Annotated in this window: 27 protein-coding genes; 11 read left to right on the forward strand and 16 right to left on the reverse strand. The window is 47.2% G+C overall.

Annotation, left to right across the window (positions count from 1 at the left end):
- Positions 1 to 16 precede the first annotated feature (16 nt).
- On the reverse strand, positions 17 to 1,417 hold the full coding sequence (locus HQN88_RS33755) for a spore germination protein (RefSeq protein ID WP_173120525.1): 1,401 nt from the start codon (positions 1,415 to 1,417) through the stop codon (positions 17 to 19).
- 95 nt (positions 1,418 to 1,512) lie between these two features.
- Positions 1,513 to 2,082 (reverse strand): pyridoxamine 5'-phosphate oxidase family protein, encoded by a 570-nt coding sequence (locus HQN88_RS33760; RefSeq protein WP_173120527.1) that lies wholly within the window; start codon positions 2,080 to 2,082, stop codon positions 1,513 to 1,515.
- A gap of 207 nt (positions 2,083 to 2,289) precedes the next feature.
- On the opposite strand from HQN88_RS33760, the gene HQN88_RS33765 reads away from it, so the two are divergent.
- The 5 genes from HQN88_RS33765 to HQN88_RS33785 all read left to right on the forward strand — a co-directional run bounded on the left by HQN88_RS33765 (position 2,290) and on the right by HQN88_RS33785 (position 7,019).
- A complete protein-coding gene (locus tag HQN88_RS33765) occupies positions 2,290 to 3,729 on the forward strand; it encodes a spore germination protein (protein ID WP_274318795.1) in 1,440 nt (479 codons plus the stop codon).
- Positions 3,726 to 4,826 (forward strand): GerAB/ArcD/ProY family transporter, encoded by a 1,101-nt coding sequence (locus tag HQN88_RS33770; RefSeq protein ID WP_173120529.1) that lies wholly within the window; start codon positions 3,726 to 3,728, stop codon positions 4,824 to 4,826. The genes HQN88_RS33765 and HQN88_RS33770 overlap by 4 nt, the downstream gene beginning before the upstream one ends.
- Positions 4,823 to 5,923, forward strand: a complete 1,101-nt coding sequence (locus HQN88_RS33775) for a Ger(x)C family spore germination protein (RefSeq protein WP_173120531.1) — start codon at positions 4,823 to 4,825, stop codon at positions 5,921 to 5,923. Before HQN88_RS33770 ends, HQN88_RS33775 begins: the two co-directional genes overlap by 4 nt.
- Before the next feature lie 128 nt (positions 5,924 to 6,051).
- The gene (locus HQN88_RS33780; protein ID WP_157264846.1) at positions 6,052 to 6,216 is read left to right on the forward strand and encodes a hypothetical protein; all 165 of its coding nucleotides are present in this window, start codon (positions 6,052 to 6,054) and stop codon (positions 6,214 to 6,216) included.
- 155 nt (positions 6,217 to 6,371) lie between these two features.
- Positions 6,372 to 7,019: a DUF3298 and DUF4163 domain-containing protein gene (locus HQN88_RS33785; protein WP_246320610.1), complete on the forward strand. Its 648-nt coding sequence runs from the start codon at positions 6,372 to 6,374 to the stop codon at positions 7,017 to 7,019.
- A 6-nt stretch (positions 7,020 to 7,025) separates the two neighbouring features.
- Here the strand turns inward: HQN88_RS33785 and HQN88_RS33790 are convergent, their stop codons facing one another.
- Both HQN88_RS33790 and HQN88_RS33795 read right to left on the reverse strand, forming a co-directional pair.
- The gene (locus HQN88_RS33790; RefSeq protein WP_274318794.1) at positions 7,026 to 8,084 is read right to left on the reverse strand and encodes a TRM11 family SAM-dependent methyltransferase; all 1,059 of its coding nucleotides are present in this window, start codon (positions 8,082 to 8,084) and stop codon (positions 7,026 to 7,028) included.
- Positions 8,085 to 8,120: 36 nt separating this feature from the next.
- Positions 8,121 to 9,011, reverse strand: a complete 891-nt coding sequence (locus HQN88_RS33795; RefSeq protein ID WP_173120533.1) for a LysR family transcriptional regulator — start codon at positions 9,009 to 9,011, stop codon at positions 8,121 to 8,123.
- A 131-nt stretch (positions 9,012 to 9,142) separates the two neighbouring features.
- Here HQN88_RS33795 and HQN88_RS33800 point away from each other — a divergent pair, with 131 nt between their 5' ends.
- Positions 9,143 to 10,213, forward strand: a complete 1,071-nt coding sequence (locus tag HQN88_RS33800; protein ID WP_173120535.1) for a branched-chain amino acid aminotransferase — start codon at positions 9,143 to 9,145, stop codon at positions 10,211 to 10,213.
- Between the two features lie 813 nt (positions 10,214 to 11,026).
- On the opposite strand, the gene HQN88_RS33805 is transcribed toward HQN88_RS33800, so the two are convergent.
- Both HQN88_RS33805 and HQN88_RS33810 read right to left on the reverse strand, forming a co-directional pair.
- Entirely contained in the window at positions 11,027 to 11,449 is a 423-nt protein-coding gene (locus tag HQN88_RS33805) for a YkvA family protein (RefSeq protein WP_173120537.1), read from the reverse strand.
- 132 nt (positions 11,450 to 11,581) lie between these two features.
- Positions 11,582 to 12,298: a hypothetical protein gene (locus HQN88_RS33810; RefSeq protein WP_173120539.1), complete on the reverse strand. Its 717-nt coding sequence runs from the start codon at positions 12,296 to 12,298 to the stop codon at positions 11,582 to 11,584.
- 226 nt (positions 12,299 to 12,524) lie between these two features.
- Between HQN88_RS33810 and HQN88_RS33815 the strand changes: the two genes are divergently transcribed.
- Positions 12,525 to 13,745 (forward strand): MFS transporter, encoded by a 1,221-nt coding sequence (locus HQN88_RS33815; protein WP_173120541.1) that lies wholly within the window; start codon positions 12,525 to 12,527, stop codon positions 13,743 to 13,745.
- Here HQN88_RS33815 and HQN88_RS33820 read toward each other — a convergent pair.
- On the reverse strand, positions 13,716 to 14,444 hold the full coding sequence (locus HQN88_RS33820; RefSeq protein WP_173120543.1) for an MOSC domain-containing protein: 729 nt from the start codon (positions 14,442 to 14,444) through the stop codon (positions 13,716 to 13,718). The two genes, HQN88_RS33815 and HQN88_RS33820, sit on opposite strands and share 30 nt — an antisense overlap.
- A gap of 106 nt (positions 14,445 to 14,550) precedes the next feature.
- Here HQN88_RS33820 and HQN88_RS33825 point away from each other — a divergent pair, with 106 nt between their 5' ends.
- Positions 14,551 to 15,432, forward strand: coding sequence for a LysR family transcriptional regulator (locus HQN88_RS33825; protein WP_173120545.1), 882 nt, complete (start codon positions 14,551 to 14,553; stop codon positions 15,430 to 15,432).
- Here the strand turns inward: HQN88_RS33825 and HQN88_RS33830 are convergent.
- The 3 genes from HQN88_RS33830 to HQN88_RS33840 all read right to left on the reverse strand — a co-directional run bounded on the left by HQN88_RS33830 (position 15,412) and on the right by HQN88_RS33840 (position 17,796).
- Positions 15,412 to 16,656 carry a serine hydroxymethyltransferase gene (locus HQN88_RS33830; protein WP_173120547.1) on the reverse strand — a complete coding sequence of 415 codons (1,245 nt, stop codon included), beginning with the start codon at positions 16,654 to 16,656 and terminating at the stop codon, positions 15,412 to 15,414. The two genes, HQN88_RS33825 and HQN88_RS33830, sit on opposite strands and share 21 nt — an antisense overlap.
- Before the next feature lie 201 nt (positions 16,657 to 16,857).
- Complete coding sequence (locus tag HQN88_RS33835; protein WP_173120549.1) at positions 16,858 to 17,406, reverse strand: dihydrofolate reductase family protein; 549 nt, start codon at positions 17,404 to 17,406, stop codon at positions 16,858 to 16,860.
- Between the two features lie 63 nt (positions 17,407 to 17,469).
- Complete coding sequence (locus HQN88_RS33840) at positions 17,470 to 17,796, reverse strand: EthD family reductase (protein ID WP_173120551.1); 327 nt, start codon at positions 17,794 to 17,796, stop codon at positions 17,470 to 17,472.
- A gap of 180 nt (positions 17,797 to 17,976) precedes the next feature.
- Here HQN88_RS33840 and HQN88_RS33845 point away from each other — a divergent pair, with 180 nt between their 5' ends.
- Positions 17,977 to 18,309 carry a PadR family transcriptional regulator gene (locus HQN88_RS33845; RefSeq protein ID WP_173120553.1) on the forward strand — a complete coding sequence of 111 codons (333 nt, stop codon included), beginning with the start codon at positions 17,977 to 17,979 and terminating at the stop codon, positions 18,307 to 18,309.
- The gene (locus tag HQN88_RS33850; RefSeq protein WP_173120554.1) at positions 18,302 to 18,820 is read left to right on the forward strand and encodes a DUF2812 domain-containing protein; all 519 of its coding nucleotides are present in this window, start codon (positions 18,302 to 18,304) and stop codon (positions 18,818 to 18,820) included. Before HQN88_RS33845 ends, HQN88_RS33850 begins: the two co-directional genes overlap by 8 nt.
- A 39-nt stretch (positions 18,821 to 18,859) precedes the next feature.
- Here HQN88_RS33850 and HQN88_RS33855 read toward each other — a convergent pair whose 3' ends face one another.
- The 3 genes from HQN88_RS33855 to HQN88_RS33865 form a co-directional block, all read right to left on the reverse strand.
- Complete coding sequence (locus HQN88_RS33855) at positions 18,860 to 19,366, reverse strand: ankyrin repeat domain-containing protein (protein ID WP_173120556.1); 507 nt, start codon at positions 19,364 to 19,366, stop codon at positions 18,860 to 18,862.
- A 145-nt stretch (positions 19,367 to 19,511) separates the two neighbouring features.
- On the reverse strand, positions 19,512 to 20,381 hold the full coding sequence (locus tag HQN88_RS33860; protein WP_173120558.1) for an aminoglycoside 6-adenylyltransferase: 870 nt from the start codon (positions 20,379 to 20,381) through the stop codon (positions 19,512 to 19,514).
- A 70-nt stretch (positions 20,382 to 20,451) separates the two neighbouring features.
- Positions 20,452 to 22,161 (reverse strand): methyl-accepting chemotaxis protein, encoded by a 1,710-nt coding sequence (locus tag HQN88_RS33865; RefSeq protein WP_173120566.1) that lies wholly within the window; start codon positions 22,159 to 22,161, stop codon positions 20,452 to 20,454.
- 590 nt (positions 22,162 to 22,751) lie between these two features.
- Between HQN88_RS33865 and HQN88_RS33870 the strand changes: the two genes are divergently transcribed.
- Complete coding sequence (locus HQN88_RS33870) at positions 22,752 to 22,952, forward strand: hypothetical protein (RefSeq protein WP_173120568.1); 201 nt, start codon at positions 22,752 to 22,754, stop codon at positions 22,950 to 22,952.
- A 517-nt stretch (positions 22,953 to 23,469) separates the two neighbouring features.
- On the opposite strand, the gene HQN88_RS33875 is transcribed toward HQN88_RS33870, so the two are convergent.
- Genes HQN88_RS33875 through HQN88_RS33885 form a run of 3 tightly spaced genes read right to left on the reverse strand, consistent with a single transcriptional unit; the run spans position 23,470 to position 26,018 of the window.
- Positions 23,470 to 24,096 (reverse strand): LysE family translocator, encoded by a 627-nt coding sequence (locus HQN88_RS33875; RefSeq protein WP_173120576.1) that lies wholly within the window; start codon positions 24,094 to 24,096, stop codon positions 23,470 to 23,472.
- 2 nt (positions 24,097 to 24,098) lie between these two features.
- Complete coding sequence (aguB, locus tag HQN88_RS33880; protein ID WP_173120578.1) at positions 24,099 to 24,974, reverse strand: N-carbamoylputrescine amidase; 876 nt, start codon at positions 24,972 to 24,974, stop codon at positions 24,099 to 24,101.
- Between the two features lie 6 nt (positions 24,975 to 24,980).
- The gene (locus HQN88_RS33885) at positions 24,981 to 26,018 is read right to left on the reverse strand and encodes an agmatine deiminase family protein (RefSeq protein ID WP_173120580.1); all 1,038 of its coding nucleotides are present in this window, start codon (positions 26,016 to 26,018) and stop codon (positions 24,981 to 24,983) included.
- Between the last annotated feature and the right edge of the window lie 256 nt (positions 26,019 to 26,274).

The raw sequence follows: 26,274 nt of genomic DNA on the forward strand, positions 1-26,274 counted from the left end.
GCCCCTCCCTGATTGATCAAGGTCGTTTCTTGCCCATCCAATTCGTCCAAGGAAATCGGCCAGCAGCATCCCTCATCTGTTCAGACTTAAAAGGTATGAACGGAGAAAGATAGGGGGTGCCATAAGATTTCAGAGATAACAAATGAATATAAATAAAAAAGACCCCAATCAATAATCCGAGAAGCCCAAATATAGCCGAGATGAATAATAGTGCGAACCTCAGAATTCGAATCGTTAAGGTAAGTGAGAAATGCGGCACAACAAAGGAAGAAATTCCAGTGAGGGCAACAATAATAACCATCGGCGCGCTGACGATGCCAGCCTGAACAGCTGCTTCCCCTATGACAATGGCTCCCACGATGGAGATCGTCTGTCCCAGCGTTGTGGGGATGCGCTGCCCTGCTTCTCTCATAACTTCAAAGGTTACCTCCATAATTAAGGCCTCCAAGATCGCTGGGAACGGTACAATATCCCTGCTTGCGGCCAAGGAAATCAGCATATTGTAAGGAAGCATCTCTGGATGAAAGGTCGTAATGGCCACATAAGCTGATGGTAAAACTAGACTGACAACAAAAAATATGTAACGCAGCAGACGGATCCAACTACTGTAAAAATAGCGCTGATAATAATCCTCTGCCGACTGTAAAAACGACAATAAGGTCGCGGGGGCGACCAAATTACTTGGCGTTCCGTCTGTCAGCAAGGCTATTCGTCCCTCAAATAACGAAGAAACCACCACATCTGGTCTCTCTGTATTCAGCATTTTTGGAAATGGAGATATGAGACGTTCGTCCAATAACTCTTCAAGAAAGCTGCTGTCCGGAACGCGGTCTGTTCGAATCGCCCCAAGCTTCGTTTTAAATTGCTGCACCATGTCCGGGTCACAACGACCATTCATATAGAGCAAAAGGACATACGTGCGTGACTCACTCCCGATAATAAATTGCTCAACGACAAGATTTTCACTTTTGATACGCTGACGGATGAGCGACAAGTTCGTCCATACATCTTCTACGAAGGATTCCTTTGGACCTCGAATCGTCTTCTCGTTTTCAGAAACGCTAATATCTCGTTTCGCTTTTTTACAAAATGGGAACAAGACGCCAGATGTCTCACCCGAAATACATAGTAAGGCATACCCGTCGAACAAGCCTTCAAGCGCTTCTTCTGGCGTATGTGTAACGTTATACGGAGACGGAAAAAATGTGCAACTATGAAATATGCTTTGGAGACGCTCGTCACTACGTCCCGGATATGGCTGCAGCAACTTCCGCAGTACATGCGTTTGCAGCATCTCCAAATCAATTGCATCCATCATATAGTAAATTGTACAGATGAACTCATCCTGCTCAATCCTTTGCGAGACCACATCTAAGCGATCTTGCAGCCTCTCACGGATCCATTGCGTCAATTCCATTTACGGGGCTTCCTTTTTGGTAGTAGTTTCCTCCGATACGGATGTAATTATGCATCCCATGGCGAATCAAATGGAACTGACTACATGGAGCAACTTCATCTATTCTCTGTGGATAACTTTTGGCCGATCGGCGTCGGAAGTCCGTCCATGCTCGTCATATTTTTCTTCTGCCAATAGGCGTGCAGTCCATCGTCCCCTTGCTTCGCCGCCCAATTTTGCAGCGTATTCCGCTCACCCTCATAGGTGTAAAAAGGAACGCTGAATCCGCAAGATGACTTCACCTCGTGAATGTCAACGACCATGATTTGCCGCACCCCTGGCAGCAACTCGAACTTGGGCTCCAATTGATCCCACTCGTCAGATCCAGACAGTACCACACGGCCTTTGCCATATAGCCTGATAATCTGTGGCGGCCCCTCGATAGCCATGAACATGATGGTGATGCGGCCATTTTCCGCTAGATGAGCACTGGTTTCATTCCCACTGCCTGTTAAATCTAGATAGGCCACTTGATTGGCCGATAGTATCCGCAGCACATCGTGCCCCTTTGGCGAAATATTGACATGCCCTTCCGCTGATAATGGTGCTGAACCAACGAAGAAGATATGTTGCTTGGCGATAAATGCCTCATGCTCCGGTAACAGTGCCTCGAACGATTTTCCCATGTCGCACTCACCTCTTTCCATTTTCTTCTATTATGCGCTTCGCATCTCTATTTGTGAAATACATAAATTATTGTCATTTCATAGGAATTACCTATAACGTAGCAAGTCGAGCAATATCTATCGCAACTATTCCCATCGATAACTTTTACATATTTATGGAAGTCACAGGTTAAAGTAAGAGGAAATGATCGTGAGGGAGGAAAACGTGTGAAACAAAGTCCATCGATGGAAGCAGCGGAGCCCTATTTCAAACAACTTTTCTCTGAGCAAAGTGACTTCCAATCGAAAGAGTTGCTTATTAGTGGAACCGTGTTTAGGCTGTTTTATTTCGACACGTTGGTCGATTCTTCCCTCGTTCAAGATTTTATTCTGAAGCCGCTGTTTCTCCGGCCACAGGATGCGATTCGCGAAGTCGTGTCGATTCTAGACTATGCGGAAACAGAGCAATTAGATGAAGCGGTTCAGGCCATTTTGTATGGTAAAGTCGTACTCTATCAAGACGGAGACAGTAAACTTTACCTGCTTGGGGTGGATTTAAAGAAGGAGCGCTCCATCAATATTCCGACCAACGAACGGGTTTTACGCGGTGCAAACGAAGCCTTCATTGAAAATTTAGATACCAACATCAATCTAATGCGCAAGCTAGTTAATTCTACAGAATTGATCGTTAAAACCTATACGATTGGACGGATATCGCGGACGAAAGTCGCTGTTATGTACATCAAGTCGATTGCCACAACAGCGATTGTAGAGGAACTAGACAAGCGACTTAAAAGCATTGACATTGACTATATCGAGGCGCCAGGATTTATCGATGAGATGATCCGGGAGAAGAAATTTAGCCTGTTTCCACAACTGCTTATTACGGAACGTCCGGACCGCGCACGCGCTTATTTAATGGAGGGGAAAGTGGTCATTACCGCAGCAGGTTCACCAGATGCGATCATCTTGCCAGTGACGTTCTGGTCCTTCCTTCAAAGTCCTGATGATTACCAAGTTAGTTGGCTGATAGGTACTTTTTTTCGGCTTTTGCGCATTTGTTGCCTGTTCATAACAATTGGCCTACCTGCCGTTTATGTGGCAGTCAGCGCCTTTAATCCACAACTGTTGCCGATCAATTTCGTTAATACGCTGCAGAGCTCACTGAAATTCGTAACATTCCCGCCTGTACTCGAGGCGCTATCGATGATGTTTATGCTGGAGATATTAAGAGAAGCAACCATCCGGCTAGCGAGTCCAGTCGGCCAAACCATCGGTGTTGTAGGCGGTATTGTAATCGGAACTGTGGTCGTGCAGGCTAATTTGGTTTCCAATACCATCGTTATCGTAACTGCTTTAACAGGCCTAGCCTCCTTTGTCTTGCCTTCTTACGAGATGAGCAGTGCCGTTCGCCTGCTAAGCTATCCTGCACTTCTTCTTTCTTCGATGTTCGGCTTGTTTGGCCTCGCCTTCTTTTTCATAATGATTTGTATCCATCTGTGTCAAATCACAACGCTGGGTCTCCCGTACTATACACCGCCCTTTTCCTTTCGTGATACGCAGGATACGCTGTTTCGGGCACCACTTTGGAGCACGCGTAAGCGCCCAATTGAAGCGGTTTCGAGCAATCGAAGACGGATACGGAATCCAAGGAGTTGGAAGCGTTGAGACAAGAGGAAAGCATCACCAGAAGACAGTTGGTCTCACTAGTAATTATGGTTCAGCTTGGAACCGAAGTATTATCCCTGCCCCATGTGGAGGCTAGAGTTGCGGGCCATGATACATGGCTGGCTGTCCTAGTAGCTGCACTCACCGCACAAGTAGGCATCACGCTGCTTTGGTGGCTCGGCAGTCGTTACCCAAAGCGTAACTTCTATGCCTACATCTCACTGATTGTAGGTAAACCCATTGGGGCCAGTATCAATTTGTTGTTTGGATGCTATTACGCCCTCTCTGGACTCTTGTTGACGGTATTTTATTGCGACATCTTAAAAAGATGGCTGTTTCCACTCACACCTAGATGGGTTCTCATTCTCATGCTTCTCCTTGTCTGCGGCTATGCAGCTACCTCAACGTTGAAACAGCTTGCTAATGTATCGCAAACCTTTATGGTCTTCGCTTACATCAGCTTTTTGCTTATCGTATTTAGCGGAATTTATGGTCTCGATGTGAGAAATTTGCTGCCGATATTGCCAAGCGGTTGGTATCCGGTTCTGAAAGGGGCCTATTCCGCATTTAGCGCTTATGTAGGTTATGATCTGCTCCTCTATGCTTACCCTTACGTACAATCCCAAAATAAAAAAAAACTACTGATTTCGATGACACTGGCGAACGCTTCTACAGCCGTGTTTTATATTGCCGTTTGCCTGATCTGCTCCATGAAATTCAACTTGAAACAGCTTGAGGTTATTCCGGAACCTATTATTTTTATTTTAAAAAACTATCAGCTTAATGTCTTGCAGAGCATCGACATCTTGTTCCTAATCTTCTATGTATGCCTTGTATCGGCAACGATCTATGTCTACTTCTTTATGGCTGTGAAAGCATTTCAGCATCTTCGCAGACAGGGTTTGGGTAAGCAGCATGTTTGGGTATGGACGGTAGTCGCGCTATGTTTCCTTGGGGGCTTCTTCGTAACGAAGAGGGACGACATCTTGCAGATTGCCACGATTCAGGATATCGTGTCTTTCTCGTTGGTTGTGGGTCTGCCAGTCATTCTTCTTATCATTTCCGGGCTACGGGGCGTAGGGAGGAACGAGGTATGAAAAGAGTGATAGCTGCGTTGCTCACCTGCTTACTACTCACAGGATGCTGGGATCAATCTCAGCTGAAGAAACTGCTTTTTGTCGATGTAGTAGGTGTAGATTATGAGGGAGACAGCAAGCAGCTTAAGGTCAGCTATGTAATTTCCTCGCTACAGCATGCCAATCAAGGCGGAGGCAATCCGAACAACTTATTTATGGAGTCAACTGGCGATAACATTTATGATGCCGTGAGTAAAACAAACAAACAATTCCCTGGCATTCTTTCTGTACTGGAAACCAGGTTATTCCTAATAAGCACCAAATTCGCCAAAGATCAGCCGCTGAACCATTTGAATATTACGAGCCAATTCATCGCCAATCCATTATACGGCTATCTGGCGATATATGACGGTGATCTTTCGAAGTTGCTGAGTACGAAAAAAATCAAAGATCAGACCTTATCGGAATTTCTGGTAGGTTTATTACAAGAGGATAAGAAGAGGGGAAAGATCCCTTCCAGCAAATTAGTCCAATTCATACTCGGGGGCGCAGGATTCCTAAACGACTTCGCACTCAATCGGTTCGAGCCTTACGAGAACGGGGTTCACCTAGCGGGTACTTCTTTGTTTCGAGACGGGACGTATACCGGCATCAATCTGGATGACGAGGATACCCACTTAGCTACGCTGCTAGATGGCACTTCGGGCCAAAACCAACTAATCACAGGAAAATTGAATGGAAAGAGTTACTCCGTTCAGGTGCAGAACGCCCATCGGGATTTTCATATTAACGATACGGATGGCAGTCTGCGTGACATTGAAATTTCGCTAAAGCTGGATCTTAAATTAATCAAAGCAGGACTTGACATGGAAAGACATACAGAGGCCAGCCTCAGAGAGCTGGAAAAGCAAATCACAGCTGATATTACGGCAAAGGCGACTAACGTGATTGCAACCTTGCAAAGGACAAATTGTGATTACTTACAGCTCGGACATGAGGTCTCAGCTTATCATCCGAAGCTGTTTGGAGGCATCGACTGGTGGCGCGAACAGTATCCAAAAATCAGTATTAAGCCAACCGTGAACGTTAAGATTCTGAACACTGGTATTTTGGAATAAGGTTAGCAAAAAAACTTGCGCCATCTTGCATAATTTTCCTCCATTCGAAGAATACTGAGTTGGTTGAATCTTAGCTTATGCTTACGACGCCAGTTTTCTGGCGAAAACGTAAAGGAGGTGATTGTACCATGTCAACAACCAACAGTAATGACGACGTAGTAAGCCATGCAATTAATGCGGCTCAGGCGAATGCTGAAGACAGCCAATCCCAGCAACAAGTAGAAGAATTATCTGCTGCGCTGCAAAGTGCAACATCCGATGCTAGTGATGAGGAAAATACCTCACAGGAATAATTCGCTTCACTTCCGCACCAAATAGAGCTTTCCCTCACGCTAATCGCGATGTAGGGAAAGCTCTTTATCTTTGGCAGGGCACGAATACCTTCATCTATTGAACCAAACGCCCAGCTCCCGAATATGGTGTAGCAAAAACGTTGGGATGATGAAACATGAGAGACACGGAAGACATGAGAGACATGGACCAGGACTTGGAATTGGAACACCAACCCGTTAGTATACAAACCTATAAAGTGCTAAAGAGCAAATTAAACCTGTTATACCCCGCTGTTATTCATATGAATGCCCCTCTTGTCCAACATAAAATCAATACAACGATTGTCGATGCCGTGAATAAGCAGCTGCATGATCAGGGCTTCCCACAAAACCCCTCGACCGATGTGACCGCTTATTATGAAATCAAAACGAATGAACGTCGCGTACTTAGTTTGTCGTTGCTTAACTATGCTTTCTCCGGTGGCGCTCACGGACTCACGATCCAGAATTCATTAACTTTCAGCACGGAAACTGGCAAAAGCTATACGCTCAAGGAATTGTTTAAACCCGGCAGTGATTACATCGCTAAGTTGAGTGTCATCATTGCAGCCGAGCTCAAGCTGCGTGATATTCCTTTGTTGGTTGATTTTAAAAGCATTCGTCCTGATCAAGATTTCTATATCGCTGATAAATCACTAGTTGTTTATTTTCAAGTGTATGAGCTAGCGGCTTATGTGTATGGATTCCTTTACTTTCCGATTTCCGTTTATGCGTTACAGGATATGATTGCAGAGGATGGCCCGCTCGGAAAAATGATGTACTAAACCAGGCTAGACGCAGACAATAATTTGCCGGCTGAAATTGCCTTTATTCACGGTGCAGCGCGAGTCGATGTAAAAGCCAGCTTCCGTTAGCAGCGAATCGATCTGCTCCGTCGTCACAATTACCGCGCGCCGCGCTAATCGGCGGGCGGTTTGCAGCATGTCCAGCTTCTCATCCTCCGGCAGAACGGAGCAAAGATTGTACGGCATGTCCAGAATCAGCGCATCGTAGATGGGCTCTGGACTGCCTTGCAGGGCCGTAGGATGCGGAACGAGCGTCCGCATGTCAGCAACCTGGACCACATCCGGCATGCCGAAGTGGTCCAGATTCACCCGCGCCCCGCGCACGGCCAGCGGGTTGATGTCGTAGCCCACGATGTCGATTCCCATCGACATCGCCTCCACCAGCACCGTGCCGATGCCGCAGCACGGGTCAATGACCCGCGTGCCCGCCACCTCGGGCACGGCGATGTTCACCACCGCCCGCGCGAGGCGCGTCCCCAGGGCGGTGGAGTAGTTCTGTGGCTTCTGCTGATGCTGAAGCCACACGGCTTCGCCGTAGCTGCCCTCGCCGAACAACCACCGGCCTCCTAGCTCCGTCACGGCGAAGTATTGCTCTGGCCTGCGCATCTCGGCCTTGCCGCGCAGCCCTAGCCCTAGTTCGCGCTCGACGTTTCGCTGGCGGTCATAGCTGACCGCCGTGTCCGTCTCCGCGAACACGACTTTGAACGTTGCGCCGCGCACGGTCAACGTCTGAAGTTCAGAGGCCAGCGCAGGCAAGCTGTCGGCCTCAAAAGCAACATCCATCCGCAGCTTCAGAAATGGGCTGCGGCTCGGCTCTACCTTGCGCGCGCTGACGGCGTAGCGCGCATCAATAACAGCATCCGCGCCCAACAACGTGCGCAGCTCCAGTTGACACAACGCCTGCTCATCTTCATGACACGCAAATACATAGACATATTTCTCGCTCTGTTCTAGACCTGTAGGTTCCATATTCTTTTGTTGTTGACTCTTTTGTTCCGTACTCTTAGGTTCCGTACCCTTATGTTCCATACTCTTCTCTTTCATACGCATCTGCTCCAAACCCTCACTCTTTCCTGCACACTAAGCAAATTCCTGAATAACCTGCTTCACGAAGGTATCCATCGTTTTACACAAAAACATATCCTTCCGATACACAATCCCCACTTCCTTCTGCGGAATAGGGTCAATAATAGGGATGGCGCACAGCTTCTGCTCTCGCATACGATCGCCCATTCCCTCCACATAGGATTGAGGCAAAATCGCTCCGCACACATGATTCTTCGCCATTTGCAGCAAGGATTCAAGCGTGGAGAGCTCCACAATTGGCTTCCAGGCAAGTCCGATCTGCGCACAGCAATCATCCATCATTTGCCGAACATAGAACTTCTGCTGCAGCATCGCAATTGGAATCTCGGTCAACTCCGCCAACCTGATCTCGGTCACCTGCTCTTGGGCAAATGTATGCTCAGCCGACACCACAAGCTGAAGCTTCTCTTGGTACAACGGCACACACCGCAGCTGCTCGTCCTCTTCTGGCAAAAAAACAACCCCCACATCCAGCTCATTGCTCAGCAACTTTTCTTTCGTCTCTTCTGTTGCCAGCTCCATCACCGATAGCTCGATTTTGGGATAGTTGGCATGAAACGTCATAATCGTCGCCGTCAGCAAATGATTCCCCGAACAGCCGATTCGCAATCGTCCGCGCTGCATGCCCTGGAGCTCATTCATCGCCATCTGCGCTTGCTCCAGCTCATGAAAAATATTACGGCTATGCTTGCGCAAAATCTCGCCTGCTTCGGTCACATAGATCTTTTTGCCGATGCGTTGAAAAAGTGGAGAGCCCACGCGATCCTCCAGCAATCGGATCTGTTGACTCAGTGTAGGCTGGCTAATTCCCAGCTTCTCTGCCGCTTTGGTGAAGTGCAGTTCCTCGCACACCGCCAAAAAATACACCAACAATCGATAATCCACCTGAAGCCCCCCGATCATAGCTATTAACTATGATAGTAATTGATAAATCGCAATTGATCAATGATTGCGAATTTTCTATAGTTAAGGGTAAAAGATTGTGAGAACCCTCAATAGGAAAGGTGGCACAACGTATGTACGGAAGCATTCGCATCGAACACAATTTAAAGGGCAAGCCCCTGCCCAATTTAGACGAAAATCTGGGGTTTGGAAAACTTTTTACGAATCATATGTTTATGATGGATTACGAAGAAGGTCAAGGCTGGCATGATCCGCGTATCATTCCTTATGGTCCGATTTCCCATGATCCCGCGGCGATGGTTTTCCACTATGGGCAAGCCGTTTTCGAAGGTATGAAGGCATTTCGCACCGAGAACGATGACGTTGTTTTATTTCGTCCAGATCAAAACGCTAAGCGCTTGAACCGCTCTAGCGAACGTCTCAGCATCCCGCATATAGATGAAGAATTCGTTGTCCGTGCCATTCAGGAGCTAGTTCGTGTTGATGCTGCATGGGTGCCGAAGAAGAACGGCTCCTCCCTGTACATCCGCCCTTTCGTTATTGCAACGGAAGCGATTCTAGGTGTCCGCCCGTCTATGCAGTATTCCTTTATCATCATTATGTCACCTGTTGATGCTTACTATGATGAGGGACTGCAGCCAATCAACATCCTTGTGGAAAGCTATTATGCGCGATCTGTGCAAGGCGGGACAGGCAATGCCAAAGTAGCCGGCAATTACGCAGCTAGCTTGAAGGCACAAATGCTGGCCAAAGAGAATAATTGTGCTCAAGTATTATGGCTCGACGCTATTGAGAAGAAATATTTAGAAGAAGTCGGCAGTATGAATGTCTTTTTCAAAATTAACGGTGAAGTCGTCACGCCTAGCCTAAGCGGCAGCATTCTCGAAGGAATCACGCGTGGCAGCATCATCCACCTGCTGAAAGAATGGGGAATCCCCGTTTCTGAGCGGAAAATATCAATCGATGACATCGTCAAAGCTCATGCAGATGGAACGTTGGAAGAGGCTTTCGGCACCGGCACCGCTGCGGTCGTATCGCCAATTGGCAGCCTGCTGTGGAACGGTACACCGATGGTCGTCAACCATGGCGAAATCGGTGAGCTTGTTGAGCGACTGTATACAACGATCACAGGTATTCAAAGCGGTAAACTGCCGGATACGTTCGGTTGGTTGTTAAAAGTTTAAACCAGAATCATCTTAAAATTTAAATTTTCCAGTTAATAAATGCACTATCACCAACCGACGAATTGGCCAATTCGTCGGTTTTTGGCATTGAGGCTACCTGTACGCAGGGTGGTAGATTTGCATGTAAACAAGTTAATGTTTCGATTAGTGGTGGGGATGAAGTTGAGTTGAGTTGAGTTGATGGCTTCTGTAGCTGGGGCAGTTGTTGACCTATGTAATTCAATCTAATTAGCTAATTTGGGTAATGGGTAGTTGTGCCGAGCGGGTGTATAATTTAGATGGAAAAAGTACAGTTAAATCCGGAGTAAATCCCTATTTTAGTGAAATAAATGTAAAATATACAGTTAAATCAGCCCGTTTTAGCAGAACTAGTGGATATGCGTGAAAATAACTACATATTTTCCATCTAATCTTACTTTTCGTCTCTCAATCGTGAAAATAGATGTAGATTTTCCAGTTAATCGAGGTAACCAACCTCCTTTAACCACTAAGCCTACCAATGACGGCAGCACCCAGAGTTTTCGCGGGGCCGGAAGTGTTGAGGTTGCCGGGGCGCCGGGGATACCGGGGATACCGGGGTGCCGGGAGTTCCGAGGCTACCGGGATACCGGGGTGCCAGGGCTACCGGGGTGCCGGGGTGCCGGGGTGCCGGTGTGCCGGGGTGCCGGGAGTTCCGGAGGTACCGGGGTACCGAGGTGCCAGGGATACCGATGCTACCGATGCTACCGAAGCTACCAAAGCTTCCAAAGCTTCCGGGCCACCGAGATGGCCGTGGTACCGAATCACCAAAAGTACCGAGGGCACCTAACCCCCCTACTTCTCCTCATCCTTCGGCTTCCCCTGCTCCTCCACCACGTGACCATCGATATCGATGATATCTTTGCTGCTCACAACATCGTCTCCAAGGAAATCTCTCAGCTTGTTCTTCGCTTTCCGCCTAACCTCGTCATCAATGCTTTTCGATACGGCCGCTAAGGCAAAGCCCAGCGCGCTTAGATCGTCCACATAACCTACAATCGGCAGGATATCTGGCATGAGATCTAATGGTAAGATGAGATACCCGAGTGCACCGTAGATTTGAACTTTTGCGCGGAGCGGTGTTTTGGGGCTATCCAACGCGTAAAAAAGCAACAATCCACTGTAAATGACTTTACTGCCAGCCTTCTTAGCCCCTTTTTTCAACTTGGACCAGAAGCCGTCGATTGAGAAGTACTTTTCATATTTGGACGCATTCATGTAGCGATCACTCCATTCATCAGCAATTACACTATATATACCACCATTCTACACCTATCTAACATCGGATGTCTCGGTTTCCTCTACACCGGTGTCGTTGCGGACTTCATCGTGACTTCGCCAGTTGTCTCATCAATTTTTTTGTCGCCCGATCGAACCATTTACCTGCTCCGTTGTTATCGTCAGCTTGGCACGTAGTTCATTCTGATCGGTGTACGCTTGTATGTCGAATGGCACACGGACTGAAGCAGGCAAAATCATATACCAAACGATATAACCTTCGTCCGTTTTTACAATTTCCGCCGCATAGTCCCTCGCAACTGCTTCATTACCCTTAACAACGATATGCGTGATCGACGTATCTCCTATTTCTCCAAATAGAAGGGAGTTACCCTTAGGCTTTTCCCAACGCATTGGCATCATCATATAGGACAAGGCAGAATCGGATGAAGCATCCATTTTATCCCCACCAATAGAGTACCCACCGCCAGAAGTCCACTTCCACCCAAGCCATAATTTCTTTGCGATATCTACTCTCAAATCTGTCCCGCTATGATTTTGCAGCAGCTTGCTGAATTGTAGAACATCTCCTTGAACAGGCTCCCGAAAAATGGTCTTAAAAATTTGTTCAAAAGATGAACCCCGAAATTGTCGTATAGCCTCCTCAGGTGTGTCTCCCAGCGGAACGCGCAAGGTCTCTGTCAATCCCATCGCTTTGGAGATCCGCCAATCTGCTATACCTCCCGGTTTTTCTATCATATAAATTGTGGAATAGGCTAGGATCAACACAACTAAGAATATCCCTGTCGCCGAGATATATTTGGGCATTCGTCGAACTACATGTAGCATGTGCATTCTACCTCCGTTCAATGATCATGAGCAGCTTAAACTAAACATACCACTACCCAATTTTACCATCCTTTGGAAGTCCCTGTCACAATTTCATCCTCATCGCAGGTACAAGCTGCCTTAACTAACTTTTACCCAAGTCCATCCAAAGAAAGCCCTATACAACGCATAGCTTATCCTGTATGGTTTTGAAATCGACAACTTACAGCATGAAATGAGGCCACCGATGATTTCAGCCCTGCGTAAACTTGCTTCCATTCGGCTCCCTTTCTGGGTCATGTTTATGAATACCTTCAGTATGGCGGTAGGATTTTATATGATGATCCCCCTGCTTGCTTCTTATTTATTAAATGACATCCTGCTGACGGTTACTATGGTTGGTATCATCTCCGCTATCCGCAGCTTCAGCCAGCAAGGTCTTTCCGTCCTTTGCGGTACGTTGGCCGACAAGCTTGGCTATAAGCGCACGATTCTGATCGGTTTGCTCATCCGTACCTTTGGGTTCGGCATGTTCGGCTTTGTCGACAGCATCCCAGGCTTTATCATAGCTTGCTTCTTCTCTGGCTTAGGCGGATCCCTGTTCAACCCAGCTAGTTATGCTTATTATGCAGCACTATCGACTTCGAGCAATCGGATCACGATTTATGCTATTCGAGAAATGTTAAGCAATATGGGATTCGTCGTGGGTCCCGTCCTGGGTGCCTTACTCATGGGCTTTCATTTCAAGTATGTTAGTTTGGCCGCTACCCTTATTTTCGCATTTTCCTTTTTCTTTAGTCTCTTCTTTTTGCCAGCTATCCAAAGTGAACAATCCCGCAAGGCATATACGGGCATCTGGTCTCAGATGCAAACCGTGTGGAGCAATCGCCCTTTCCGGCGCTTCATGCTCTTCACGATGATCTCGTGGTCACTGGTCACGCAGTTATATATTGCCGTTCCATTTCGTGTTCATCAGCTAGCTTCAGATGCGAATATCGGACTCATTTACAGCTCTGGGGCTATTGTCATGGTCCTGCTTCAGGTTCCTTTATCCAAATTAGGCAACAGAAAGTTACAGCCTTTTGGCGTGATGTCATTAGGCACCTTACTGCTCGCTGGGGGCTTATTTACATTAGGGATGATCGGATCCATGTGGGGGATTTATGCGGGGGTTATCGCCTTCATGATTGGACAGGTTTTTCTACAACCGATGATGAATACCATGGTTTCCGATTATGCCGGAGATGAGCAGATTGCTAGCTATTTCGGGTTTAACAGCTTTGCACTCTCCATCGGGGCTATTATCGGAAACGTTGGCGGCGGTTATTTGTATGATTTGGGCACTTACCTCGGCTGGCAAGGCCTTCCTTGGGTGTGTTTCTTAGTGTTTGGACTTGTGAATATTCGGTTTATGCTCCAAGAGCAAAGAACGACAGGTTCAGGAAGCTCCATTCGCAGAGCCATCTGAGACATCCGTCGATACACTTGTACCACCTGTTAATCTTTCTCGCGTATCTGTCTCCTGACCTTCAAGACGCTTCTGCAACGTAGCCCGCCAACTCACTGACAGCTTATCGACTTCCAGCAGTTGGCGGATGCCTGCAACATGCTCTTTCTCCTGATGCATAATCCGGTTGGCGTAGGCCACCGTGATCGCTTTGGGATGCGCGAAGATTCGCTTCAATCCATCGGATTTATCTACGAATCCTTCACGCAGAACGCGAAAATAGAAGCCGGTATACCCGGTTTCTTGCACTTTGAGCGGCATGTCTGGCCTGTCGTACTTGACAGATAATTTGAAGCATGGCTGCCGAGGTTGGCTCACTTCAACGATTGCTTCCCCCAGCTCAAAGATATCTCCGATGCACACCTCCGCCTCCACGATGCCACGGATCGTTAGATTTTCTCCAAATGCGCCATAGGTTAACGCCTGGCCTAACTCTTGTTCCCAATACACATAATGTTCAAAAGGATATACACAGACAGCCTTTTCTCGGCCACCGTGATGAACGAGATCTGCCTGGCCATCCCCCTTGAAATTCTCCCATGACAAAAATAAAGCTCCATCCGTTGGCTGCTTATGAATCCCTGTGGCAACTTCTTTGTTTTTATACGGGACGAGCTGTGGCTTACCGATATTAATCGCTACGATTTCGACAGACTTCATATGAGCTCAACTCCAAATATAGTTATTATTTCTTTATGATTCATCTTATAATGATAGTTAAAACCTATCATTATGTTCATGATGTTACGGGTACACCGGAGGCTAAATGGAACTTAAACAATTAGAGTACTTTATGGCGGTATGCCGAGAACTTCATTTTACCCGTGCTGCTGAGAAAATGCGAATTGCTCAACCCTCGTTGAGCCAGCAAATTCGGTTACTCGAGCATGAAATCGGCACGCCCTTATTTGATCGCATTGGCAAGAAAACGGTCATCACCGAAGCCGGGCGCATCTTGCAGCAGCATGGCTTTCAAGTTTTTCATGAGTTATCTCAGGCACGTGCCGCCATTAGCGAGCTTCAAGGACTGGAGCGAGGAACATTAAAAATCGGTGCCCTGCTAACCGTTGTTAATTATTTACTCCCACCTACGGTTATTTCATTTCATGAGCGCTATCCTCAGGTAGAATTGTCTGTTCTTGGGCTTCGGACGGGAGATATTTATGAGGGCCTCCTGCAAAATGAATTAGATCTCGGGATCGTGTATTTGCCCATGCAGCATGACGATTTAGAAACCATTCCGTTATATACGGATCATCTAGTGCTTGCCGTGCCAATGGATCATCCGCTAGCGAAGGAGCCCAACGTGTCGCTTGATATTTTAAAAGAAACACCAAGTGTCTTACTGCCGAGCTCGTACTTTCTCCGCCAATTCCTCAATGAACAGTGCCGTGCGCTTGATTTTGCCGTGCAGCCTGTCATCGAAATGACGACCTTGGAATCCATTATTCAAATGGTCCGCAAAGGCGTCGGAGTGACCGTTCTGCCGAAGGCTTATCTCGACTATATTGATCATCCGCATATTCGTGCGATACCGATTCAGAATCCCGTGCTCACTACACAAATTGGCATCGTTTATCGCAAAAATAAATTCCTCTGCGCAGCCAGCCGTGTCTTTATGGAGCAGCTAATTGCGGCTTGCGTGTAGCGTGAATCGTGAGGTGATCTCCTTCACCTTCTTGCGCACTTGCTCCTGAATAACTACCTGATTGGGGTTACGTAATGTGTGGGCAATAAGCTGAGCTATTTCTTGCATGTCCGCCGCTCCCATTCCTCTCGTGGTGACCGCAGGAGTTCCCAGACGAATCCCACTTGTAATTAACGGACTGGTTGGATCAAAAGGGATCGCATTCTTGTTCACGGTAATGCCCACTTCGTCCAGCAGATGCTGCGCGTCCTTACCTGTCAGTTGGATGCTGCGCAAATCAAGCAGGATCAGATGATTGTCCGTACCACCGGTCACAACATCAAGCCCTTCGGCCATTAGCGCTCCAGCCAATGTACGGGCATTGAGGAGGACATCGGCCATATACTGACTGAACGCTGGACGACTCGCTTCTCCGAAAGCGACAGCTTTGGCCGCAATCGTATGCATGAAGGGACCGCCTTGCGTGGCTGGGAATACCGCTTTATCTATCGCCTGAGCCCAAGGCTTGCGGCATAAAATGACTCCCCCCCTTGGCCCTCGTAATGTTTTGTGCGTAGTCGTCGTCACGAAGTGCGCATGCGGCACTGGGTTTGGATGCAATCCAGCGGCAACAATGCCCGCGATGTGGGCCATATCTACGAGGAATAGCGCCCCGACTTCTTCGGCGATGTGCGCGAAGGGTTCGAAATCAATCGTGCGCGGATACGCACTGGCCCCTACCACAATGATACGTGGCTTGGATCTGTGGGCTAATTTGCGAACTTCATCATAGTCGATGCGGAACGTCTGCTCGTTAACGCCGTAAGGGACGAAATTGTACCATTGTCCCGAAGCATTAACGGAGCTTCCATGCGTTAAGTGGCCGCCTTGCGCGAGATTCATCCCCAGGATCGTATCCCCTAGCTTAGCTGCAGCAAAATAAACGGCCATATTCGCTTGAGCTCCAGAGTGAGGCTGAACGTTGGCGTGCTCCGCGCCGAACAATGCCTTCACTCTGTGAATGGCCATTTCCTCCACGGTATCGGCATGTTCACATCCGGCGTAGTATCGCTTACCAGGGTAGCCTTCCGCATATTTGTTGGTAAAAACCGTCCCCATTGCTTCCAGCACCGCACCACTGACAAAATTTTCGGACGCGATCAGCTCGATTTTATCGTGCTGCCGGTTTGCCTCTTGCTTGATCGCTGATGCGATCACGGGGTCTTGAATAAGCAAATGTTCCATGCCATGAACCTCCCTTGAGAAAATAGTTTTCACGTGCTACTTCTTTTCGGGTTCAGTATAAATGGGGACCATTGATTCTTCAATACAATAGTTCTTCTTATAACGATAGGAAATTCCTATGATTTGCACAAAAAAAACAGGCTGCCCTGATGTCTGAGGAAATATAATCTCCTCGCACGGCAGCCTGAATTGGTTGATTCGCTAGCTCTTAACTATCTGGTAGGTTACGGCCAGAACGCCGTTACTGTAGCCTTTGGTGTCGACTAGCTTAAGGTTCAGCGGCTCCTCCATCCCTTCGAAAAGCCGCGTACCAGATCCTGCTACAACCGGGCAAATGTTGAGGTTAAGTTCATCCAGCAATCCTTCACGCAGCAGCGATCTCACGAGAGTCGGGCTGCCTGGGACTTGAATATTCAGTCCTGGCTGCTGTTTGAGTTTCATGATTTCGTCGACAAAGTCACCTCTAAGCAGAGTTGCAGGCTGCCAATCCAATGTGTCGAGCGATTGCGAGACCACATACTTCGGCGAGTTATTTAAGAATTTCGCCATCGGCACATCATTGGTCTGGTGCTGCCAAAAACCCGCCAAAAACTGATACGTCTGCGGCCCCAAGAGTACCGCATCCGCTTTCGCCACACCTTCCGCGATGCGTGCCATGATCTCCGCATTGCCCCATTTCTTAGGCGAATTCTCTGGCGAGTCGATCACACCATCCAGTGACATGAACAGTCCTGCTACGATTTTCCTCATCGTGTTTGCTCCTTCTATAGCTTCGTCAACTCATATACACAAATAGTACCATAATGAATTCCTTTATTCCCCTTGGAACGAAGCCACAACTTCCTCGATATAGATATCCTGCTCACCGATATAATAGTTTGCTACATCATCTTTCAATTCCTGAACTCTAGGGTCACTGATGAACGACTCCAAAGCTTCTTTCGTTTCAAAATACAAGCTGAATATATACGAATACCTCGGAGTCGTTCCATCTGCTGAGGACAGGACCTTTTTGACCTCATACTTGGCCGCTCCCATTTCAAGCACCGTCTTCTGAGATAGTAAACTAACATGTGTATTCAGATAGTAAGCTTCATCAAATGGGATACCTTGTTTGTAGTGAAACGTTAATACGAGCACGCAATCATCTCCTTAATGGGTTATAAACTCATCATAAACGATGACATTAGTGGCAGTGTCAATTTGTAAATGCCTATTGCACTCTATATCACGCGGTGATATACTCATCTCATGATATATCACTACGCGATACAACGAGATATGATATAACATATCCTGATGTATGAAGAAGGAGAATTTATGGATAGCGAAAAGCTCTACCGTCAGTACTTGCCGATGTCTGAAACGGCTTATTACATTTTGCTTTCCCTAACGGAAGTTCGGCATGGTTATGGCATTATTCAGTGGGTGGAGGAACTCACGCAAGGTCGAATTCACCTCGGCCCTGGCACGATTTATGGCAGTTTATCTCGGATGGAGAAGGATCGTTTGATTCAAGCTGTAGCTGAAGAAGAGCGTCGTAAGCTGTACCGCATCACGCCTTCTGGTAAAGAACTACTCAAGCTGGAGATCGCCAGAATTACAGAGCTTTACGAAAATGCGAAGAAAGTAGAGGGATCTTTGTATGAGTGAGACCAAAAAGATGTTTAAATGGTGGGACAGTTCACAATCGGAGACGATTACAGCATGGTTGGAGGATATGGAGGCGCAAGGCTGGCATTTACAACATGTAAATTGGAATGGCTTGCGTTTTCACTTTAAAAAAGGCGCTCCTCGCAAAATGAGCTACTGCGTCGATTACCAAACGAAGGTGGATTCCAACTACGCTAGCATTTTTGAAGACACAGGTTGGGATAAAATTTACAGCGGTGCAGGTTGGTATATCTGGAGACAAACCTATCAGCATACGAAGCCTGAAATTTTTACTGACATTGACTCCATGATCGAGCGGAATAAACGACTCATCGGCGTATTTACGGCGGTTACTGCCGCACAAATCCCAATTTTCATGATAAACATAAAAAATGTGATTTTTTATCCCTTGCTGATTCTCTATGTGCCAGTCCTTGTCTTACTGGGTATTAGTCTATACCGTCTAGTCGCTGCCAATAAAAGACTTCAAGCCAAAAAGGACATTCTTTGATCCGCTAGGGCTGGCTGAATGTCCTCTGTTCACTATGTATTACCCGATAGCTCCGTGCGCTCGCAACAAGCCAATCACCGCAGTATGACCCTGCTCTTTGGCTAGATCAATCGCATAGACGCCATCTTCCAATTTCGCATTCACATCCGCACCCTGGCTGATCAAAAGCTCAATGATCTGCGTACTATCCTTATGGAAGGCGGCCACATGCAGACTCGTATGTCCATTGCTATCCATAATCGTCGGCTTCGCACGGTGAGCGAGCAGTAGTTGTATGACCTCTAAGCTCTGCTCGCCGGCAATAGCCGCATGCAGTGCCGTATTCGAAGGGATATAGCTGACTTTAGAATGCGATACGGCATTCACATCTGCGCCATTTTCCAAAAGCAGCTTAACCACTTCGCTCTGACCGAAATGTGCTGCAAATCCCAGAAGCGTAAGGCCATCACTGTTCTCAGCATTGACTAGCGAAAGATCCGTGTCCAGTAAATCCTTGACTAAGGTTACATCGCCAGTGCGTGCTGCTGTAAATATATTGTTAATCATGCAGGGGTGGCCTCCTCTAAATTATTCGCTATTTCAATTCGGCAAAAATCTAGATTTTTCCTTTTTTGCATATAAATAAATCGTGACGCCACCGAAAGCAAGAAAAAGACCCTCAGCATTCACCGCTGTGGGTCATCTAGGCTCCCTAATTCCCATGTTTCTTCGGCCGATTTCGCACCTCATGCAAATAAGTACGTACATTCCGTTCTTCCGCATGAACGTATTCGAAGTCCAGATAAGCAGCAACTTCTTGCGCAGTTCTACTTAACAGGTCACACATCTTAAAGAGAGATTGCCAAATGTGATCATAATCAGCATCCGTATACGTTGCTTTAAATGCTTGCCATTCGTCAGCTGTTAGGTAATTGGCGATGTACTTGCCACATTTGCCAGCACTCATCGTAAAATCAGCACGCATCCCTATTTTCCATTCGAGCATCTGAATCAGGACATTGCGATTGATTTGCTCATGCATAAACATGACATAGGTCAACTCTTCGCGCCAAAGCCCCTTCGCCATATTCAAGCAGATCCACCAGAACTCATTGCATGCTCCTTGGAATTGTTTCTCTGTAGGCCTATGGATATGATAGTCACTGTCGCTCGAAACAGGAAGTAGACCGATCGTTCCATCCTTATCCAAAAGCAATACACTTAAGCTGTCCGGCTTCATCAGCTGTTGCCGCTGCGCCAAAGGGATCAAGGTGAGGTCAATTCGATTCCCATCTTGGAATTGCATCAGATACACGAGGCGCTCCGTTGGCTCCGCCATAGGATAAAATTCGTTATTATCCGGCATCTGCATGATGAGCCGCTCTCCAAACCGATCAATCCAATCGGGATCCGATCGGAAAGATTCGGTTTCCTGTACGAAATAGACGATATCATAATCCTGAAATTCATCCCGAGGTACATTCGGATTCGTACGCGATCCATTCATCATCACCGCACGAATTCGCTCATCTTCTCGAGCCGTGTCTAGGATGATGGCCATCATTTCTTGTTCACTTCGCATGGCTTTGGATTTGCCTCCTTTGCAACTCTAGTGATGGTCTACTTCGCTCCAGAGGGTTCCTACTCCTGTTTTATAGCTTGAACTTACCGACGGCTTGCTGCAGTCTCAGGGACATACTGTTCAAGTCGTTAGCGAATGCAGCAACTTCTTGCAGCGCTGCAAGCTGCTGCTCAGCGCTCCCCGCTACATTCTGAGCGGCAAAGGCCGATTGCTGTGCGATGTTAGATGATTCAATCACCGAAGCCGTCACCTGTTCCGATCTTGCCGACATCTCTTCCGCCACAGCAGAAACATCACGGATCTGATCAGCCACTTGATCGATTGCCCGCAGGATCAATTGAAAGGCCTCACCAGCCTCATGTACCACGACGATCCCCGTATGCACTTCTCTGGTTCCCTCATTCATCGCCTCGACAGCTAGCTGAGTACCCTGCTGAATTTGTTCAATCAACGCAATAATCTGATTGGCCGAGCTGCCTGATTGTTCAGCTAGCTTCCGCACTTCTCCAGCAACGACGGCAAAGCCGCGACCATGTTCGCCAGCACGAGCCGCTTCAATAGCTGCATTGAGCGCAAGCAGATTCGTCTGGGTGGCGATGTTGGAGATCACACTTACAATGCTGCCGATTTCTATGGATTGCTTATCTAGCTTCTGTACCATGGAGGCTGTACGATCAACGGTGGCTCGTATGGATTCCATTTGACGAATAACTTGCTGTAAGGATAGGTTACCGTTCCTTGCTTTCTCAGAGGCATCCATGGAAACATCCGATACGGAAGATGACGTTTCTGCAATTCGTTGTATGCCTATCGACATTTCCTCCATCGCTCGAGCGCTTTCATTGGAAGTTAAGCCCTGAGCTTCAGCCCCTCGCGCTACGGCTTGGATAGAAGTCGCGATTTCGTTCGAAGCCGCCGAAGTTTCTTCTGCGCTTGCCGAAAGCTGCTTTGAGGAAACGGCTACATCATGTGAATTTGCATTCACCTCTTTAATCAGCTCTTGCAAATTAAGAATCATTCGGCTAAAGCTATCCGTTAGTTTCCCAACCTCATCCTTACTCTGACTCGTGATCGTACGCGTTAAGTCTCCCCCAGCAATGCTTTGAGCCACATTCATTAACACATTGATAGGTCCAATGATGATTCGGCTAAGCAGCAATGCGATACCTATGCCAAGCAGCACATCAATAATACAGGAAATAATAAGTGTCATATTGACGGATTTAATTTCATCGGTTAAATACTCTGTGGATTCCTTCGATTCTTGATTGAATCTATTAATATATTGATCTGCCACGGTATAGATCGTTTGTTTGAATTCGTCGGTTTGATCATCCGCCTTCTTATTCTCATCGCGCAGCTGCGCTGCCGTTAGTTTGCTGCCTTTTTTATTAATGTCCATGACTACATCAAATGATTTGATAAAACCCTCGCTAGCGGTTCGCAGACTTGCAGCCAACTCCACCTCTTTCGGGTTGTCCGATCTTAGGGCAATGAACTCGAGGTATTCTCTAAATTTCACTTCATTTTCCTTGTACGCTTTCGCTGCTTCATCACTCTGATTGATAATGACATCAGCTTGATTACTGTACAGGATGCCTACATAATTCTTAAGCTCGTATGCTGCCTTCAACTCGGCATTTCGTTCCGTCTCCTGACTCAACGTACTTTGAGCTCCCGTTAGTTTCCAGTAATTGTTCACGGCACCAAGCGTAAATAACAAAATAACTAAGAGCATGCCCGATAGTAGTTTCGTTTTTAAAGACCAATTTTTAATCATGAAAGACCCCTTCTTTCTTCTTTTGAATTCTAGCCGCTGCGTTACGTGCTTTGTTCGATTGCCATTGAATTCAAGAAAGTTTTTTCTCATCTAAGCAGTCATCTAAGAGGTCTTCATTCGACAAATTTCGCGGGCTATTCTATCTATATCGACAAATGTTATTAAAAAAATAAGGGGGGATGTCATCTTCCATAACATGCAAAACAAACGCCTACGCCGTCCTTCAAGGACGGGAGTTTATGGAGAAATAGAGCCAATTTACAAGCCATTCCTCCTCGTAATTTCGCTGCTACAGCATTTATCGGCTATTCGAAAGGGAAGGGAGAGTAGCAACTGCTAAGTTTGTGGTGGTTTTGGGGAATAAATGGATTTCCTACATCTATTTCCGGGTAAAACTAGCCTCTTGGGAGTTTAACTGGATTTTCTACATTTAAATTTGCTCGATATGCCCCCTTTGGAGAAATTGGCCTGAAATAACGGGAGGAAATCCAGTTAGTCTGCCAAAATGCGTGATCTCGCTTGAATTAGCTACAGATAATCCAGTTATTCACTTGGTCAGGATGCACTGTGGGTAACGCCTAGGTTGCGAGTTGGGTTGGGTTGGGTTGGGTTGGGTTGGGTTGGGTTGGGTTGGGTTGGGTTGGGTTGGGTTGGGTTGGGTTGGGTTGGGTCGGGTTGGGTTGGGTTGGGTTGGGTTGGGTTGGGTTGGGTTGGGTTGGGTTGGGTTGGGTTGGGTTGGGTTGGGTTGGGTTGGGTTGGGAGCTATCAAAAATGCAAAAGAGCAGTTTTGACAGCGGATTTCACTTGTTTTTTTGGAAATTGATACAAATAGGCATCAATTTCGTGTGAGTAGATGATATTTCCTTGAAATTCGATAGAAAGGTTGCCTTTTTGCACGCATTTGCTTATTTGGGGGATAAATAGAGAGAAAGGTTGCCCTTTTGCATTTTTCAGAGAATAATCCCCAATAAACCAACCACCAATTCTGCATCAATCGGGTGGGGTTGGGGGCCTTCGCTTGGGTTTGGGTTTGGGTTTGGGTTTGGGTTTGGGTTTTGAGTTTTGAGTTTTACGGTTTGCGTTACGGGTTTTGGATTTTGGGTTTTGGGTTTTGAGTTTTACGTTTTGCGTTTTGCGTTTTGCGTTTTGCGTTTTGCGTTTTGCGTTTTGCGTTTTGCGTTTTGCGTTTTGCGTTTTGCGTTTTGTCGTTTTGGCTTTAGCTATGGCCCGGAGTAGGCTTCGCTTACAAAATAAACGCCTACACCGACCTTCAAGGATGGGAGCGTTTATGGAGAATGTACAAAAAAGCTACCCCCGAAGGAGTAGCCCCATCACTGCAAACAATCCAAAAACCGTTAACATCGCACCAGAGACGCGATTAATCCACAGGAACGCCGCTCCTTTGAGCCGCTCCCTCAACAATCCAACCAACAAACTAAGCAGCAACCACCATAGCGCTGAACCTGAGAACACACCGACCACCAAAGCAATCGCAGGCGTGAAGCCTCCCGCTGCACGATCTGCCAGCCCAAGCCCCGCAAACGCACCGACGAACGACATGATCGTCATCGGATTCGTAATGGTGAGCAGCAGCGTCGACGCATATGATTTGAATAGCGTATCCCCTGTCGCTTTAGCCGCTTCAGCGGCTGGCTTTGAGCGAAAAGTTTGCACGCCCAGATAGATAAGGAACAGACCCCCGACCAACTGTAGGATCACCTTTTGATCTAACAAAAAGCTAGTAATCAGCGTCAAGCCGAACCCTGCAATGAAGCCATAGATAGCATCTGCCGTAGCTGCGCCTAGTCCAGATAGAAAACCATGCAAGCGACCTAACGTCAGCGTTCTGCGCATACATAGGATTCCTATAGGGCCAACAGGTGCCGCGATGGAAAAGCCTAATAACAGGCCCTTAAGTAAGGGAATGAGCCACACAATTAAAACACCTGCTCACCATCGTACGTAGCGATTTTCTTGTATAGATCCGGACGACGATCTCGAAAAATACCCCATTCAATACGTTGAATTTCGAGCTGATCCAGATCGAACTCGGCAACAAGAACCGTTTCCTCGTCACGTCCAGCTTCCTCAATCAGATTCCCCTGTGGACCTGCAATGAAAGACGAACCATAGAAGTTGATGCTGGAATCCTCATCTTCTTCCTTCCCGATACGGTTCGATGCGATTACCGGCATCAAGTTGCACGCCGCGTGACCGCGCATGCACATTTGCCAGTGATCCTTCGAATCAATGGAACCATCCTGCGGTTCGGAACCGATAGCCGTTGGGTAGAACAACAGTTCCGCCCCCATCAGTGCCATTACGCGAGCAGCTTCTGGGTACCATTGATCCCAACATACGCCGACGCCGATTTTGGCGTAGCGTGTTTTCCACACCTTGAAACCTGTATCTCCCGGGTTAAAATAGAACTTCTCCTCATACCCTGGACCGTCAGGGATGTGGCTTTTGCGGTAGGTGCCGAGCACGGAACCATCGGCATCGATAACGGCAAGCGAGTTGTAGCGAGCGTAGTTCTTTTTCTCATAAAAGGAGATTGGCAGAACTACTGCCAGCTCTTTGGCGATCTCACGGAAGTGATTGATCGCTTTGTTCGTTTCTAATTCCGTTGCGTAGCGGTAGTAATCGGATTTTTCTTTTTGGCAAAAATAAGGTGTTTCAAACAACTCTTGAATTAGAATCACTTGCGCACCCTTCGCCGCGGCTTCACGGACCAATTTCTCCGCTTTGGCGATGTTTTCTTCTATGTTATCGGAACAGCTCATTTGTGTGGCTGCTACAGTCACTTTTCTCATTTGGAATCACCCTTTCTTGCTTGCTGGCATTTGCTGCGTCGTGCAGTGAACATTGCCGCCTTCTTTGATAATGGACATGCCGTTAATTGTACGGATTCGACGTTCAGGGAACGTCGCTTGAAGCACTTCAATCGCCTTGCGATCTGTCTCTTCCGAAGTTCCACCAAACACCGGCAAGATGATGCCGCCGTTCACGAAATAAAAGTTCAAATAGCTAAGCGTCAAACGCTGCTCTTCAAAGAACGTCAGCGGTGGTTGCTCAATTTGGATAATCTCAAATGAACGACCTTTAGCATCCCTCGCACTGCGGAGAATCTCCAAATTCTCCTGCGTAATCGCATAGTTAGCATCCGAAGGATCGTTACAGACTTGCAGAATGATTTTGCCTGGAGCCGCGAAGCAAGCAATATTATCCACGTGACCGTCCGTCTCGTCACCGTCGAGCCCCTTGTTCAACCAGATAATTTTCTCCACGTTCACGAAATTGCGGACATGCGCCTCAATCTCCTCACGGCTCAGATCCGGGTTGCGGTTCGTGTTCAATAGACATTCTTCTGTGGTCAAAAGCGTCCCTTCTCCATCCACGTGGATGGAGCCACCCTCCATGACGAGCGGAGCGTCAAAACGTTTCACACCATGGTGCTCCGCAATTTGTGGCGCTACGTTATCATCAAGATCCCAAGGCGCATACTTGCCGCCCCATGCATTGAACTTCCAGTTGACTGCTGCAATTTCTTGCTGCTCGTTCAACACGAAAGTTGGACCATTGTCGCGGAACCAAGCGTCATTATGGGGAATCTCCAAGAAATCCACATTGGATTCCGTGAACATCGCTTTCACTTGCTCTGCATCAGAAGGATTAACAATCACAGTAACAGGCTCAAATTCGGCAATCGCCTTCGCCAAATCCGCATACCCTTGGGACACTACCGCGTGATCCTCTGGGTAAACCATCGACGCCTGAACCGGCCAAGAAATAAAAGTTCGTTCGTGCTCTGTCCACTCTGCTGGCATGCTATAGTTTACATCTTTAGGTTTCGTCATTATTCGTCATCTCACTTTATCTCAATTTAGTTAATCATCGCATAGAAAATTCAAATAAAAACATCGTCTCCCATCATAACTCAAAAGCCGCCAAGGCTCAATGTAAATAGGTAGTTCCATGACCAAATCTTTGTCGACAACCTGCATCAGTTTAGCCTCATAACGGCTCGCCATTACCTACCAGCATATTTAAAGTGCTTTTAATACACATTAGAAGAGGATTTCATAGACTGCATACCCGAAAGGATGGATCTCA

The sequence above is a fragment of the Paenibacillus qinlingensis genome (assembly GCF_013204845.1).
GTDB classification, from domain to species: domain Bacteria; phylum Bacillota; class Bacilli; order Paenibacillales; family NBRC-103111; genus Paenibacillus_E; species Paenibacillus_E qinlingensis.